Consider the following 13,545-nt stretch of genomic DNA (forward strand, 5'->3'; position numbering starts at 1 on the left):
GGCTCCCGCGGTCGAACGGGGACACCCTACGGTGCCCGCTGGTATCCCGCGTCATCATCAAGCCTCTCGAGGTAGGGCAACTAGGTCCAGGTGATCAGCAGTTCCCACAGAGGGGACCGATCGACGCGAGCGGCCGTGTCAGGTCGTTCGGGAACCGCGCCATGGATGGCGGGCACGGGCGGCAGACCCTTCGGATCGAAACTGACGCGAATCGGCTCTTCGACGGCACCGCCTTTCGCGACGCCGACGACGAGCCGAGCCTTAAGCGCCTCCCATGACGGCGAGATGACTCAGCGCAGTCGGACCCGAATCGGCGCGTCAGACCTCTTTTGACCGTGTCGGCTCTCCGCCGCCTGGTTCCTGCGTTGCATATTAGCAACACCGATATCGCTTAGACGCCGGCAAACGACCCAATCGGGGTGGCTCACAGAGGGGGCCTCTCACAAAGTGGGGCGATCGCGTCATTCGGGGGCTTGCGTCCCACAAACCTGGTGTGTAGAGACCCGCTCGTGATCCCCGATAGCTCAGTTGGTAGAGCAGGCGACTGTTAATCGCCTTGTCGCAGGTTCGAGTCCTGCTCGGGGAGCCATCAACGTCTGAACATCGCGATCACTGCCGTCGAGCCGCTTCGAGATCGGCGTTGCGGTCGACCTCCATGATGCTGTTCTCAGACGTCCTCTGCGTGTTGGTATCGCGTGGGTCAGTCATACTGGAATTGCCTGGCCACGAATGAGCTATGCTGCTCCGGTGAGGGATCACAGGTGCAGTGCAACGCCGGCTGCCGTGTAAGCTACCTGCCGCATAAAGCTGGATGACCACAGATCTGAGTGGTCTCCGACGTCGCTGTGTAATGGTCGCCACAACCGTCCTTTTCCGTAGCGCGGACGACGGACTGCCGCCTACGCGGTCATGCTGCAGACCGGCCTATCGAAATGCTTCAGGCCTGCATGTGCCTGGCATCACCCTCCGCGAGATTTCATCGATCACGCCCCCGAGGACGCCAGCGCCGCCAACCTATGCTTAAGAGCACACCTTCGAGCCGCACTTGTGCTGCGCGGCGGATGCCGATGCGGCCCCTGGCATGGCCGACATGCCGCAACAATTTCACCTGCTACCCGGTGACCCCTTCGGCAAATGCTGCTTATCGGAATACCCCGAGCGGCTGGAGGTACCGATGAAGCAGATCGAAGCCATCATTGCGTGGACGCCCGCCCGATGGGCGGAGCTAAGACCGGAGACGGCCGGGCAGATCGTGGTTCTGCCGGTGCCCGACGAGGCCAGCGTGTCGAAAAGCTACGTGATGCGCGCCGGAGCAAGTTCCTCGGCATTGGCCAGCTTATCGGAGGAGGCGCGAATTGCCCGCCTGTTCATCGATTTCCAGACGATCGTGGTCCGCGACGGCCTCGATCCGCAGACGGTGCACAAGGCATTCCTAGCTATCGATGAGTACCGGTTCCGTATCGCGCCGGATACGGAGGGTGCCGAGTTCGAAGATCCGCCCGAAGAGGACTAGAATTTCAAGCAGGACGGAGTGGTATTGCGCACTCTGCTAGGGCCGCTGCCGGACCGATACCGGTCTCACCGTGCGATTTCCCTCGCCGCCTGCCGCGCCGACGGCCAATGATCCTCCGCTCAGAACGAGTTGACGCACAGCATTCGCTGGCGGTCCCCGATGCTCGCGCAGGCGTGAGAATAACGAATACACTTTCGCCGATCACCGCCCTATCTTCTGGTAATGTCCTGACACCGCCGGAGGCCGGCCATGCCCGTATCCCGTCGTGCCGTGCTCGCGGCTTCCGCCCTCGCGCCGCTCGCTGGGCGTCTGTCCTGGGCGGCTGAACCGCTGATCCAGCGGCCAATTCCATCCACCGGGGAAATGCTGCCGGCGATCGGGATCGGCACCTCAAGGCGCTACGAGGTCGAGCCCAATCCCGACGCTGTGGCACCCCTGAAGGCGGCGGTGCAGACCTTCGTGTCCCTCGGCGGCTCGGTGATCGACACCGCGCCGAGCTACGGCACCGCCGAGGACGTGCTCGGCCTGATTCTGGCCGAGCCGGGGTTGCGCCAGAAGGTCTTTCTGGCCAGCAAAGTCGATACGCAGGGCCGCGACGCGACGCTCGCCGAGTTCGAACGCTCTCTCACGCGGATGAAGGTCGACAGGCTCGACCTCGTGGCCGTCCACAACCTGATCGACGTGGACGCGAATCTGGCGGTGCTGCGCGATCTGAAAGCGGCCAAGCGGATCCGCTATGTGGGCGTTACGGTCTGGCGGGACGGCCAGCTCGACGCCTTAGAGGCTGTGATCAAGCGGGAGAGGCTAGACTTCATCCAGGTGAACTACGCCATCGACAACCGGGCCGCTGCCGAGCGGTGGCTGCCGCTCGCAGCCGAGAGAGGCGTGGCTGTGATGACCAACGTTCCCTTCGGCCGCGACCGTCTGTTCAAGGCCGTCCAGGGCAAAGAGCTACCGCCGGTGGCAAAGGATCTCGGCTGCAGCAGCTGGCCGCAATTCTTTCTGAAATACGTGCTCGGCCACCCGGCCGTGACGTGCCCGATCCCCGGTATGGCCAAGGTGGCCTATGTCGAGGACAATCTTGCCGCCGCCCGGGGCGCGCTCCCGGACCCGGCCCAGCGCAAGCAGATGGAGACGTTCATCGATGCGGTTTGATCGCACCACACGGCGCGTTGCGCTGGCTCTCGCTGCTGGGCTCCTGACAGCGTCCGCGCTGCCAGCCGTGGCGCAGGACGGTCCCAAGAAGATTCGGATTGGGGTGATCGGCGCCGGCAATATCGGCGGGACGATCGGGACCCTCTGGGTCAAGGACGGCCACGAGGTGATGTTCGCCTCACGGCATCCGGAGACCCTGGCGCCGATGATCGCGGAGCTTGGACCGAAGGCCAAGGCCGGGACGCCCGAGGAGGCGGTCAAGTTCGGCGACGCGGTGTTCGTCGCGGTGCCGTACAAGGCCTATCCCGAGCTTTCGAAAGATTTGGGTGCGTCTCTGACCGGCAAGGTCGTGCTCGATGCGGGCAACGCCACGCAGAAGCGGGACGGCGCGCTCTATGACGAGGTTCAGGCGAACGGGATCGGGGCGACCTCGGCCAAGTATTTCCCGGGTGCGAAGCTGGTCCGGGCGTTCAACGCTGCCAACTACAAGGTCTTCGCCAAGGCGGGCGCCGACGGCGGCAAGGATCGGCCGGGCGGCCGTATGGCGATCCCGATCGCGGGCGACGATACCGCGGCCGTGAAGGTGGCCGAGGGCCTGGTCCGCGATGCCGGGTTCGACCCAGTGGTGGTCGGTCCGCTGAAGGATGCCGACAAGTTCGCCATGGGGTCGTCCGGCTTCGGCCACGAGGCGACCGCGCCGGAGCTGCGCGAGAAGCTCGGGCTCGGGAAGTAAGGGGCGCGTGGCTGAGACCATCGCTGCCCGCGGCCCGCTCGCGCGCCTGATCGACATTCGCCCTGGCGAGGGCCAGGCCCTCGCCTGGTCCTGGGCCTACATCTTCTCGATCCTGGCGGCCTATTACGTGCTGCGGCCGATCCGCGACCAGATGGGCGTGGCCGGGGGCATCGAGAACCTGCCCTGGCTCTTCACCGCGACCCTGGTTGGCATGCTCGCCTTGAACCTGCCCTTCGCCTATCTGGTGAAGCGCATGCCTCGGGCACGGTTCGTGCCGATCACCTATCGGTTCTTCGCCGCCAACATCCTGGCCTTCGCGCTGACCCTGTACCTGGCGCCGCCAGATTGGGGGATCTGGATCGGGCGGGTGTTCTTCGTCTGGCTGTCGATCTTCAACCTGTTCGTGGTCTCGATCTTCTGGGCCACCATCGTTGACGTGTTCTCCAACGAGCAGGGCAAGCGTCTGTTCGGCTTCATCGCGGCCGGGGCGACCGTGGGGGCCATCACGGGCTCGGCCACCACCGCGATCCTTGCCAAGAACGTGCCGACCTGGGGCCTGATGCTCTGCGCGGTGGCGCTCCTGGAAGCCGCCGTGTTCTGCATGCGCGGGCTCGCCGCCCTCTCGGCGCGGCTTCACGCGGTGCCTGGCAGCGGCGAGACCGCCAACGACGGCCAGGACCGCACCATCGGCGGTGGCGTGCTGGCCGGCGTCACCCGCACCCTGGCCTCGCCCTACCTGCTCAACATCTCGCTGTTCCTGCTGCTGTTCTCGGTGACCTCGACCTTCCTGTATTTCGAGCAGGCCGGCATCGCCAAACGCAGCTTCCCGGACCGGGGCGCCCAGACCGCGTTCTTCGCCAGCGTCGATCTCGCCGTGAATGTGCTGACGCTCGGCGTGCAGCTGTTCCTGACCGGACGGATCGTCAAGCGCCTCGGCGTCGGGTTCACGCTGGCGCTGCTGCCGGCGTTCAGCGTGCTGGGCTTCGCGGCGCTCGCAGTCTCGCCGACCATCGGGGTGATCGTGGCGTTTCAGGTCCTGCGCCGGGCCGGGAATTTCGCCATCGCCCGGCCGATCCGAGAAGTGCTGTTCACCGTGGTCCCTCGGGAGGACCGCTACAAGGCCAAGAGCTTCATCGACACAGTGGTGTACCGCCTTGGCGATCAGGTCGGGGCGTGGTCGTTCACCGGGATCCAGGGACTCGGCTTCGGCAGCATCGGCATCGCGGGGGCGGCGGTACCGCTCTCCATGGTGTGGCTGCTCAATAGCCTCTGGCTCGGCCACGCCCAGGACCGCCGCCGGGCTTCGCTGGATGCGGACGCCGCCGCGTCGGCAGCGGAACCGCTCGCGTCGCGTTAATCGGCGGTTTACCATGACGCGCGAGGTCTCCGGATCAGCTCCGCCGGAGGGACGTGACGGCATGACACGCGCGGCTCTGTCTGTTCCGGCAATGGCACTCTGCACCCTGGTGCTGCTTGCCCTACTGGCTGCGGCACCGGTTGCGGCCCAGGCGGAAGAGCCGCTCTTCATCCGGATCCGGCCGACGCCTGAAGGCGGTCGTGTCGCGCGGGAGGCTTTGTGGGCCCGTCGGCAAGCCCATGCCCGCGCGGTGATCGAGTCCGTCTGCATCGACTGCCTCGAAGCTTGGAAACCAGCGGCCGAAATTGTGCCGCCTGTAACCCCGGTTTCGGTGCAGGCCAGGATTGCGGACCTGACTGTGCCGGAGGGGCTTGAAACCGACCCCGGCTCCGGGGCATCCGGGCCAGCTTCCGATCCATCGCTTCCCGAGAGGCAACCATGACGCAATCGCATCCGACCAGCGGCGCCGAGCCCGAAGTCGATTGCCCCGTGAGCCTCGAGTTTCTGGGCGAGGTCTACCGGGCCGATGATTTCGACCTGCCGTTGATCCTCGAGAAGATTCCGCCGCTGAAGCGCGCGCAGCTCGCCGCCTACCTCTACGGCAAGAGCCACATGCACAAGCTCGGCCTTAAGGTCGCTCGCTCCTGCGATCGGGAGGACCTCATCCGCGTCGCCGGCGAGATCGGTTCGGTGATCCACGGCCAGGCGCATCTCAAGCCGGCGAAGCCGGTGCCGACGGCCGCGCCGGAGCTGCGCGCCAAGACCCTGCCAGGCCAGAAGAAAGTCAGCCTCGCCGGCGCACCGGCCAAGCCCGCGATCAGCCTCGGCGGCTCGGCCAAGGTCCGCAACTTCGACTGACGGCACCCGCGTCTGGCGCACGCCTTGCGCGGCGATCCCCAGCCTGAGACGGGCGCATGCGTTGCGTGCGCCCCGGCCTTCGGATAATCGCCCGCGATGAACACCGACCACGACAAGATCCTGATCGTCGATTTCGGCTCTCAGGTGACCCAGCTCATCGCCCGACGGGTGCGGGAGGAGGGGGTCTATTGCGAGATCGTTCCCTTCACCAAGGCCGAGGCCGCGTTCCGCGAGCAGAAGCCGAAGGGCGTGATCCTCTCCGGCGGCCCAGAATCGGTGACTGTCGAGGCGAGCCCTCGGGCGCCGCAAGCGGTGTTCGATTCGGGCGTGCCGGTCTTCGGCATCTGCTACGGCCAGCAGACCATGGCGGCCCAGCTCGGTGGGGCAGTCGAGGGTGGCCACCATGCCGAGTTCGGCCGGGCCGAGGTCGAGATCTTGGCCGATTGCCCGCTGTTCAACGGCGTCTGGCACAAGGGCGAGAAATATCCAGTCTGGATGAGTCACGGCGACCGGGTCACGAAGCTGCCGGACGGCTTCTCCACCGTCGCCATCTCCAAGAACGCGCCCTTCGCGGCCGTGGCGGACGAGGCGCGCAACTATTACGCAGTGCAGTTCCACCCCGAGGTCGCCCACACCCCGCACGGCGCCCTGTTGATCCGCAATTTCGTGCGCGACATCGCCGGCTGCTCCGGCGACTGGACGATGGGCGCCTACCGTGAGGAGGCGATCGCCAAGATCCGCGAGCAGGTCGGCTCAGAGCGCGTGATCTGCGGCCTGTCGGGCGGCGTCGACTCGGCGGTTGCGGCGGTGCTGATCCACGAGGCGATCGGCGACCAGCTCACCTGCGTGTTCGTCGATCACGGGCTGCTGCGCCTCGGCGAGGCCGAGCAGGTCGTGGCCCTGTTCCGAGACCATTACAATATCCCGCTGGTCCACGTGGAGGCGAGCGGGATGTTTCTCTCGGCGCTGGACGGCGTAAGCGACCCGGAGGTCAAACGAAAGACCATCGGCCGCCTGTTCATCGACGTGTTCGAGGCGGAGTCCAAGAAGATCGGCGGGGCGAAGTTCCTGGCGCAGGGCACGCTCTACCCGGACGTGATCGAGAGCGTTTCGTTCACCGGCGGCCCGTCGGTGACGATCAAGAGCCATCACAATGTCGGCGGCCTGCCCGAGCGCATGAACATGAAGCTCGTGGAGCCGTTGCGCGAGCTGTTCAAGGACGAAGTCCGGGTGCTCGGCAAGGAACTCGGTCTGCCGGACGCCTTCGTCGGCCGCCATCCGTTCCCAGGTCCGGGCCTCGCGATCCGCTGCCCCGGCACGATTACACCGGAGAAGCTCGAAGCCTTGCGCAAGGCGGATGCGATCTATCTCGACGAGATCCGCCAGGCCGGCCTCTACGACACGATCTGGCAGGCCTTCGCGGTGATCCTGCCGGTCAAGACGGTGGGCGTGATGGGCGATGGCCGCACCTACGACCACGTCTGCGCGCTCCGCGCCGTCACCTCGGTGGACGGCATGACCGCCGATTTCTACCCGTTCGACATGGCCTTCCTGGGCCGGGTCGCGACCCGGATCATCAACGAGGTCAAGGGCATCAACCGGGTGACCTACGACATCACCTCGAAGCCGCCCGGCACGATCGAGTGGGAATGACGGGCGCGCGTGATCCTGCCGGGACCATCGGGTCATTGGCTTGAATCCCGACCCGCAACCGACATGCGACGCGGGTGATGGATTGATCCAAGGGGGTGTCGGGACGGCGAGTTCCGGACTGACCGCGACCGGATGTCGATCGAGCGTATGCACCGTCACGCCAAGCTCCGACGCGAGGGTGAGGTGGAGGGTTTCGCCGCCGTTCCGATATGGCAGCGGGTCACGCCGAGTATGGTGAATCTTTCGGCAACCAGTTTATTCAACACTGCAAGCGCTGCCGCGCGCTGCGGCAAGTCCATCTGTTCTGTCCGGATTTTGATGGCCAGAGTTGGGGATAGTTCTGTGACGGTTCTGTCGCTGATCAGGAGTTGCGCGGGATCTTATTCCGCAACCTAGTCTCGCACCCGCGGCGTCAGCCGTTCGCTTGACAGTGCGTCGGCAATAAAGGCCGTGGAGAGATAAAAGATCCACAGCGGCCGCCGTCACGCATTGAGCGGACAAGATCGGCGACATCTTCGGTCACCATCTGAATGGTCATGGTGCCTGCCGGGCTCGATACTGCCAACGGGCCTAATCGGTGCTTGAGGGAATCGGCAGTGCATCGTTACCGCCCGCTTAGCAGCAGCTGGGCCGCGATGGCCCACATCGTCAGCGCGATCACACCTTCGAGCATGCGCCAAGCCGCTGGCTTTGCAAACAGGGGGCGAAGGATCGCGGCGCCATAGCCGAGCGAGAAGAAGAACGCGACCGAAGCGGTCACCGCACCGGCCGCAAAGGCCGCCTCTCGCCCCGGAAAGCGCGTCGAGATCGAGCCGATCAGCAGGAGCGTGTCGAGATAGACGTGGGGGTTGAGCCATGTCAGGGCCAGGCACGTCGCCAGGGTCCGTCGAAGCCCGGCAGCGGATCCAGGCGCGGGCGCTAGCGCCGTGGTGGCGGCGAAGGCCGACCGCAGGCTGCGCGCCCCGTACCAGATCAAGAAGGCCGCGCCGGCATACCGCATCATGGGCCGCAGCCAGGGGGCGAGGACGACCATGCTCCTGAAGCTGGTGATGCCCACCAGGATCAGAAGCGCGTCGGAGGCCGCGCAGGTCGCGCAGACGAGCGCCACATGCTCACCGCGCAAGCCCTGTCGCAGCACGAACGCGTTCTGAGCTCCGATAGCGAGGATCAGGCCGCCGCTGACGGACAGGCCGGTCAGGTAGACGTCGAGCACGCTGGATCGCTCATCGAATGTCGCTGCTGCTCGCCGTCATCGCTTCGCTGCGCTCGCCACGACGTTGGCGTGGAAGATCCGTAGGCGCGGAGGCTGCGTCAGAGGTGCAGACGCGTCCGGCAGGCCGGCGCAGGCGATTGCGCCGCGGGCCCGGTACGACGCACCCTGCGCGGGCATGGCTCAGGGCGCGCACAGGACCGGCTCCAGGGCCGCCATGGCGGGCCGGTAGGCCGCGAGGTGCAGGCCGTCCCGCAGCGTGCCGGGCTTGGCGTAGCCGCTCTCGCCGTCGCGCAGCGACGCGAACGGATCCGTGAACGTGCAGCCGAGGCGGGTGCACAAAGTGCGCAGGCGTTGGGAGTAATCCGGCACCGCAGCCGCGTCGAGGAAGCGACCGCTCTCTCGGCCGATCGGGGGCAGGGCGGTCACCACGACCCGCGAACTCAAAGCCTGGAGATGCCTCACGATCGCTTCCGCAGTCGCCTCGAACCGCCCGGCCGCCTCGGCGGAGCGCGGCTTGTTCTTCAGCAGGATGTCGTTGGTGCCGATCGTCAGCGCGGCGACCTTGGGCGCGTGTCGGAATGTCAGGCCGGAGAGGTGATCCAGGTAGGCGGCGGCGGTGGCGCCGCTGAAGCCGCCGTTGACGAAATCCAGACCGCAGGGCCGCTGGCCTCCGGGCTGAAGCTCCACCTGGGAATCGCCGCCCCAGAACACGTAAGTGGGGGGCGCCTCGTCCAGGCTGACCTGGACGGCGATGCCTCGCATCACCGCGTACGCCCGCGCATCGGCGGCCGGCTTGTGCAGGGACCATCCGGCAAGGGCGCCGAGCGCCACCAAGACTGCTCCGAGGAGGCCCGCAAGGACGTGCCGCGTCACGTGTCGGCGCCAGCGCGATCGACCTGCGCCTCGGGCCGGGAATCCGTCGAGGCGTAATAGGGCTTGATATCGAGGAGCGGCGTGCCGTCGAGGCAATCGAGGCCGCGGACACGCAGCGTATCGCTCTCCCGGGCGATCAGTTCGACCACCGAGAGGGCGATCGGGTTCGGTCGCGCAGGGGAGCGCAACGCGAAGGTCCCGCGCGGTCCAGCGGCGTGGCGTGGCTGCTGCACCACCAGGCCGCGGGTCGCGTGCTCCATCCAATAGAGCAGGATCAGGTGGGTGCAGCCTGTGATGGTGAGCAGGCCGGGGGCGTAGGCGGGATCGACATCGACGGTGCAGACTGCGTCGGTCTGGAGGCCATTCTTCGGGCAGTCCTGCCGCGTCCGCCAGGGGGTGCGCAACCGGCCGATGAAGTGGAGGCCGGCGTCGAATTCGGCGGGGAGTGCCGCCATCTCTTCGCCCGGACGGATTCCGAACTCATCCGTGCCCATGCATCCTCGCCTTGCCTGCGCCGGGTTGTCGGACAACCGCCGTCCGGCCGCAAGCCCGGGTCGCGCGTCCGGTCTGGGCGGTGTAGAGGCAAGCCTGGGACGGGAGGGTTTATGAGCGAACGGGAACTGCGGCCGATGCAGGCCGTCGCCGATGTGGGCGGCGCGGTCGACCGGCTGGCCGAACTCTACGACGGCGCGGCCGGTGCCCTCCGGCAGTCACTCGAGCGTTATCTCGCAGGCGGCCCGCCTCCGGACGCCACCGAACGCCTCGCCTTCCGCTATCCCGAGTTGCGAATCAGCTACCGTGCCACCGGCCCGCTGCTGTTGATGCGCCGCGCCACCGCCAAGCTCCAGTCCGCCGGGACCTACGCGACCACGGTCACCCACCCGGCGTTCTTCCGCGATTACCTGACCCGGCAGCTGCAGCCGCTGATCGACGATTACGGCGTCGAGATCGAAGTCGGCTTGAGCGCGCAGGAGATCCCCTACCCCTATGTCTTGGAGGCGGGGCTCGATGCCGGCGGGCGCGCCGTGGACGGCGCTGAGCTGGCGACCTACTTCCCCGTGCCGCTGCTTTCGCTCGTGGGCGACGAGATCGCCGACGGCACGTTCGACCTCATCGACGGTGAACCGCTGCCGCTGGCGCTGTTCGACGCGGTGCGGGTTGATTACTCCCTGCGCCGCTTGGTCCATTACACGGGGTGCGACTGGCGCGATGTCCAGCCGTGGATCCTGCTGACCAACTACCATCGCTACGTCGACCAGTTCGTCCGACACGGGCTGGAGCGCCTCGCTTCGGGCGCGGAGGGTTTCGAGCGGCTGGTCTTGCCCGGCGGTGTGTCGGTGAGCCGGGCGGAGGCCGCCACGGCCGATCCCGCGGCAGTGATTGCCGCCTCGCCCTGGCACCGGCACCAGATGCCGGCCTATCACCTTGTGGCGCGAGGCGCCGACGGCACCATACAGGGCACAAGTTTGGTCAATATCGGTGTCGGCCCCTCCAACGCGAAGACCATCACCGACCATCTCGCGGTGCTCCGCCCGGATTGCTGGCTGATGGTCGGCCATTGCGGCGGCCTGCGACAGTCGCAGACCATCGGCGACTACGTGCTTGCGCACGCCTATCTCCGACGGGATCGGATTCTCGACGAGCTTGTTCCGCCGGACGTTCCGGTACCCGCGCTGGCCGAAGTACAAGTCGCGCTTCAGAGCGCCGCCGCTTCGGTGACCGGCGAGCATGCCGAGGCGCTCAAGCGCCGTCTGCGTACCGGCACGGTCGTCACCTACGACGACCGCAACTGGGAGTTGCGATTCAGCCAGGAGCGGCGCCGCATCAACCAGTCACGCGCCATTGCGGTGGATATGGAAAGTGGAACCGTGGCGGCCCAGGGGTTTCGCCTGCGCGTGCCCTACGGGGCGTTGCTCTGCGTCTCCGACAAGCCGTTGCACGGTGAGATCAAGCTGCCGGGCGCCGCCAACGCGTTCTACGACCGCGCTGTCTCCGAGCATCTCCGCGTGGGCCTCGCCGCTCTGGACGCGTTGCGGGCCGATCGGCACGGTCTGCATTCGCGCAAATTGCGCAGCTTCGACGAGCCGCCGTTCCGGTAGAACACTGCGGCGCGGAATACAGCAGCTGAGGCTGTGACGGGCGTGACTATGGCTATTGAGAGGGGAGCCAGCCGAAGTCATTTCGAATCACGAATGTCCGGATGGAGAAGACCGGGCCTGCCGTCTTCCTGACAGCATCAAACGTTCCAACAGCCTTCGTAGGGCGCGAAGGCTGAGTCGCAAACTCCCGAATTGCGAACCGTTCCAAACGCGCTCATGCCGGCCACGTCTCAAAACGTGGGAGCGTCGGATGAGCGGGGAGGCGGTTGTTTTGGCGACAGCCGCCCTGCTCGTTCTCTGCATGGGCCTCTGGGCGACGGCGCTGCTGCCGGAAATCGTCACGGCGCTCGCCTTCTTCGGATTGGCGATGCTGCTGCGCCTCGGCAACCCGGCGACGGTATTCTCGGGATTTTCGGCCTCCGCCTTTTGGCTGGTCCTGTCCGGCATGATCGTGGGCCAGGGCATGACCCAAAGCGGCCTCGGTGCCCGCTTGGCCCGGACGCTGGCAGTGCGTCTCTCGGGCTCCTACGTTCAGTTCATCGCCGGCCTCGTAGGTTTGAGCTTCCTCATCGCCTTCGTGATGCCGTCTAATCTCGGTCGGATCGCCCCGATGATCCCCGTGACGCTGGCCCTGTGCGACGGCTTCGGCCTGACGGCAGGCCGGCCGGGCCGAACCGGCGCGGTGCTCGCAGTGGGGGTTGCGACCCCGATCCTGTCGGCGGCGATTTTGCCGGCCAACGTGCCGAACCTGGTCATGGCCGGCTCGGCCGAGCAGGTGCTCGGCCTCCATCTGTCCTATCTGTCCTACATCCTCCTGCACGCGCCGGTCCTGGCCCTGGTCAAGGGCGTGATGCTGGTGGCGCTGATCGTGCGCCTGTTCCCCGACCGCCTCATCCCCCACACGCAGGCCCTACCGTCCCTCCCTCGGGTCTCGGCCGCAGAGCGGCGTCTCGCGGTGATCCTGGCCTGCACCTTGGCCCTCTGGGTGACCGATAACCTGCACGGGCTCGCCCCGGCATGGGTCGGGCTCGCTGCCGCCGTGATCTGCCTGCTGCCTCGGATCGGCGTGCTGCCGCCCGAGGCGTTCCAGAAGGTGAACCTGCGCACCTGCTTCTACATCGCGGCTTTGCTTGGCTTGGTTGCATTGGTGAACGAGACCGGGCTCGGAGCGCGTCTGGGGCATGGGCTCCTCGCCGTGGCGCCGCTCGCTCCCGACGCGCCGGGCCAGAACTTCGCGGTTCTCACCGGCATCAGCACCGTTCTGACGCTGCTGGTTACGGCCAACGGAGCGCCGGCTCTCTACACGGCGCTCGCGGGCGAACTGGTGAATGTCACCCATTTGTCGCCGTTGGCCGTCGTCTCCATCCAGGTGGTTGGTTACTCGACCCTATTCTTCCCCTACCAGGCGCCGCCGATCGTGTTCGCCAGCGAACTCGGCGGGGTGCGCCTGCGGGACGCGACCCGACTCACCCTGGCCTTCGGCCTCGCCGCGCTCGTGGTCGCGGCCCCCCTCGATTACGCCTGGTGGCGCCTGCTGGGCCAACTGAAGTGACAGATCCGCCGCGCTATCAACACGCCCCCCACTGTGCGGCGCAGCATGACACATTGCGGCTTGCGCGCGCAGGCACTAGCGCTAGCACCAGATTAGAGACGGTCCAGTTCGCAGCTGCGAGGCTTCAACCCAATGGCACCCACCGCCCGCCCGACCGTGGCACAGCCGCTTTCACCGCATCTCCAGATCTATCGCTGGACCTGGACGATGGCGATGTCGGTGTTTCACCGTATTACCGGTACCGCACTTTATGGCGGAACTGCCCTGGTGGCGATCTGGCTGGTGGCGCTTGCATCGGGACCGGTCGCCTATTCCTATGTCGCCGGGTTTTTCGGATCGATTGTCGGCCGACTGATCTTGTTCGCCTACACCTGGGTGCTGATGCACCACATGCTCGGCGGGCTGCGCCATCTGGTATGGGATACCGGTGTCGGCTTTGATCGGGACCGGCGCCTGAGCATGGCCCGCCTGACGCTGGTCGGATCCATCGCGCTCACCATCGTCATCTGGGCGGTCGCCCTTCTGGTCCGCTGAGGAGG

At 66.5% G+C, this 13,545-nt stretch carries 13 protein-coding genes, 1 tRNA gene and 1 pseudogene; 11 read left to right on the plus strand and 4 right to left on the minus strand.

Annotated features, from left to right (window positions below; genetic code table 11):
- The first annotated feature begins 513 nt into the window (after positions 1 to 513).
- From AO398_RS02000 to guaA, 8 genes are all read left to right on the plus strand, one after another.
- A tRNA-Asn gene (locus AO398_RS02000) sits at positions 514 to 589 on the plus strand.
- Between the two features lie 492 nt (positions 590 to 1,081).
- Positions 1,082 to 1,513: a hypothetical protein gene (locus AO398_RS02005; protein WP_243960479.1), complete on the plus strand. Its 432-nt coding sequence runs from the start codon at positions 1,082 to 1,084 to the stop codon at positions 1,511 to 1,513.
- A 249-nt stretch (positions 1,514 to 1,762) separates the two neighbouring features.
- On the plus strand, positions 1,763 to 2,668 hold the full coding sequence (locus AO398_RS02010; protein WP_058190322.1) for an aldo/keto reductase: 906 nt from the start codon (positions 1,763 to 1,765) through the stop codon (positions 2,666 to 2,668).
- The gene (locus AO398_RS02015) at positions 2,658 to 3,401 is read left to right on the plus strand and encodes an NADPH-dependent F420 reductase (RefSeq protein ID WP_058190323.1); all 744 of its coding nucleotides are present in this window, start codon (positions 2,658 to 2,660) and stop codon (positions 3,399 to 3,401) included. Before AO398_RS02010 ends, AO398_RS02015 begins: the two co-directional genes overlap by 11 nt.
- Before the next feature lie 7 nt (positions 3,402 to 3,408).
- The gene (locus AO398_RS02020) at positions 3,409 to 4,758 is read left to right on the plus strand and encodes an MFS transporter (protein WP_058190324.1); all 1,350 of its coding nucleotides are present in this window, start codon (positions 3,409 to 3,411) and stop codon (positions 4,756 to 4,758) included.
- Positions 4,759 to 4,771: 13 nt separating this feature from the next.
- Positions 4,772 to 5,200 carry a hypothetical protein gene (locus tag AO398_RS27225; protein ID WP_244498636.1) on the plus strand — a complete coding sequence of 143 codons (429 nt, stop codon included), beginning with the start codon at positions 4,772 to 4,774 and terminating at the stop codon, positions 5,198 to 5,200.
- Positions 5,197 to 5,616, plus strand: a complete 420-nt coding sequence (locus AO398_RS02025) for a hypothetical protein (protein ID WP_058190325.1) — start codon at positions 5,197 to 5,199, stop codon at positions 5,614 to 5,616. Before AO398_RS27225 ends, AO398_RS02025 begins: the two co-directional genes overlap by 4 nt.
- A gap of 96 nt (positions 5,617 to 5,712) precedes the next feature.
- Positions 5,713 to 7,269: a glutamine-hydrolyzing GMP synthase gene (guaA, locus tag AO398_RS02030; protein ID WP_058190326.1), complete on the plus strand. Its 1,557-nt coding sequence runs from the start codon at positions 5,713 to 5,715 to the stop codon at positions 7,267 to 7,269.
- Positions 7,270 to 7,404: 135 nt separating this feature from the next.
- Here guaA and AO398_RS29775 read toward each other — a convergent pair.
- The 4 genes and pseudogenes from AO398_RS29775 to tsaA form a co-directional block, all read right to left on the minus strand.
- Positions 7,405 to 7,736, minus strand: a pseudogene (locus AO398_RS29775) (VapC toxin family PIN domain ribonuclease); the annotation flags it as partial.
- 137 nt (positions 7,737 to 7,873) lie between these two features.
- Entirely contained in the window at positions 7,874 to 8,482 is a 609-nt protein-coding gene (locus tag AO398_RS02035; protein ID WP_058190327.1) for a LysE/ArgO family amino acid transporter, read from the minus strand.
- Positions 8,483 to 8,662: 180 nt separating this feature from the next.
- The gene (locus AO398_RS02040) at positions 8,663 to 9,355 is read right to left on the minus strand and encodes a GDSL-type esterase/lipase family protein (RefSeq protein ID WP_058190328.1); all 693 of its coding nucleotides are present in this window, start codon (positions 9,353 to 9,355) and stop codon (positions 8,663 to 8,665) included.
- Positions 9,352 to 9,849, minus strand: a complete 498-nt coding sequence (tsaA, locus tag AO398_RS02045) for a tRNA (N6-threonylcarbamoyladenosine(37)-N6)-methyltransferase TrmO (protein ID WP_058190329.1) — start codon at positions 9,847 to 9,849, stop codon at positions 9,352 to 9,354. Before tsaA ends, AO398_RS02040 begins: the two co-directional genes overlap by 4 nt.
- A gap of 111 nt (positions 9,850 to 9,960) precedes the next feature.
- On the opposite strand from tsaA, the gene AO398_RS02050 reads away from it, so the two are divergent.
- The 3 genes from AO398_RS02050 to sdhC all read left to right on the plus strand — a co-directional run bounded on the left by AO398_RS02050 (position 9,961) and on the right by sdhC (position 13,540).
- A complete protein-coding gene (locus AO398_RS02050) occupies positions 9,961 to 11,454 on the plus strand; it encodes an AMP nucleosidase (protein WP_058190330.1) in 1,494 nt (497 codons plus the stop codon).
- Positions 11,455 to 11,704: 250 nt separating this feature from the next.
- The gene (locus tag AO398_RS02055; RefSeq protein ID WP_058190331.1) at positions 11,705 to 13,006 is read left to right on the plus strand and encodes an SLC13 family permease; all 1,302 of its coding nucleotides are present in this window, start codon (positions 11,705 to 11,707) and stop codon (positions 13,004 to 13,006) included.
- Positions 13,007 to 13,138: 132 nt separating this feature from the next.
- Positions 13,139 to 13,540, plus strand: coding sequence for a succinate dehydrogenase, cytochrome b556 subunit (gene sdhC / locus AO398_RS02060; protein ID WP_058190332.1), 402 nt, complete (start codon positions 13,139 to 13,141; stop codon positions 13,538 to 13,540).
- The last annotated feature ends 5 nt before the right edge of the window (positions 13,541 to 13,545 follow it).

The organism is Methylobacterium sp. GXS13, from assembly GCF_001455965.1.
GTDB lineage: Bacteria > Pseudomonadota > Alphaproteobacteria > Rhizobiales > Beijerinckiaceae > Methylobacterium.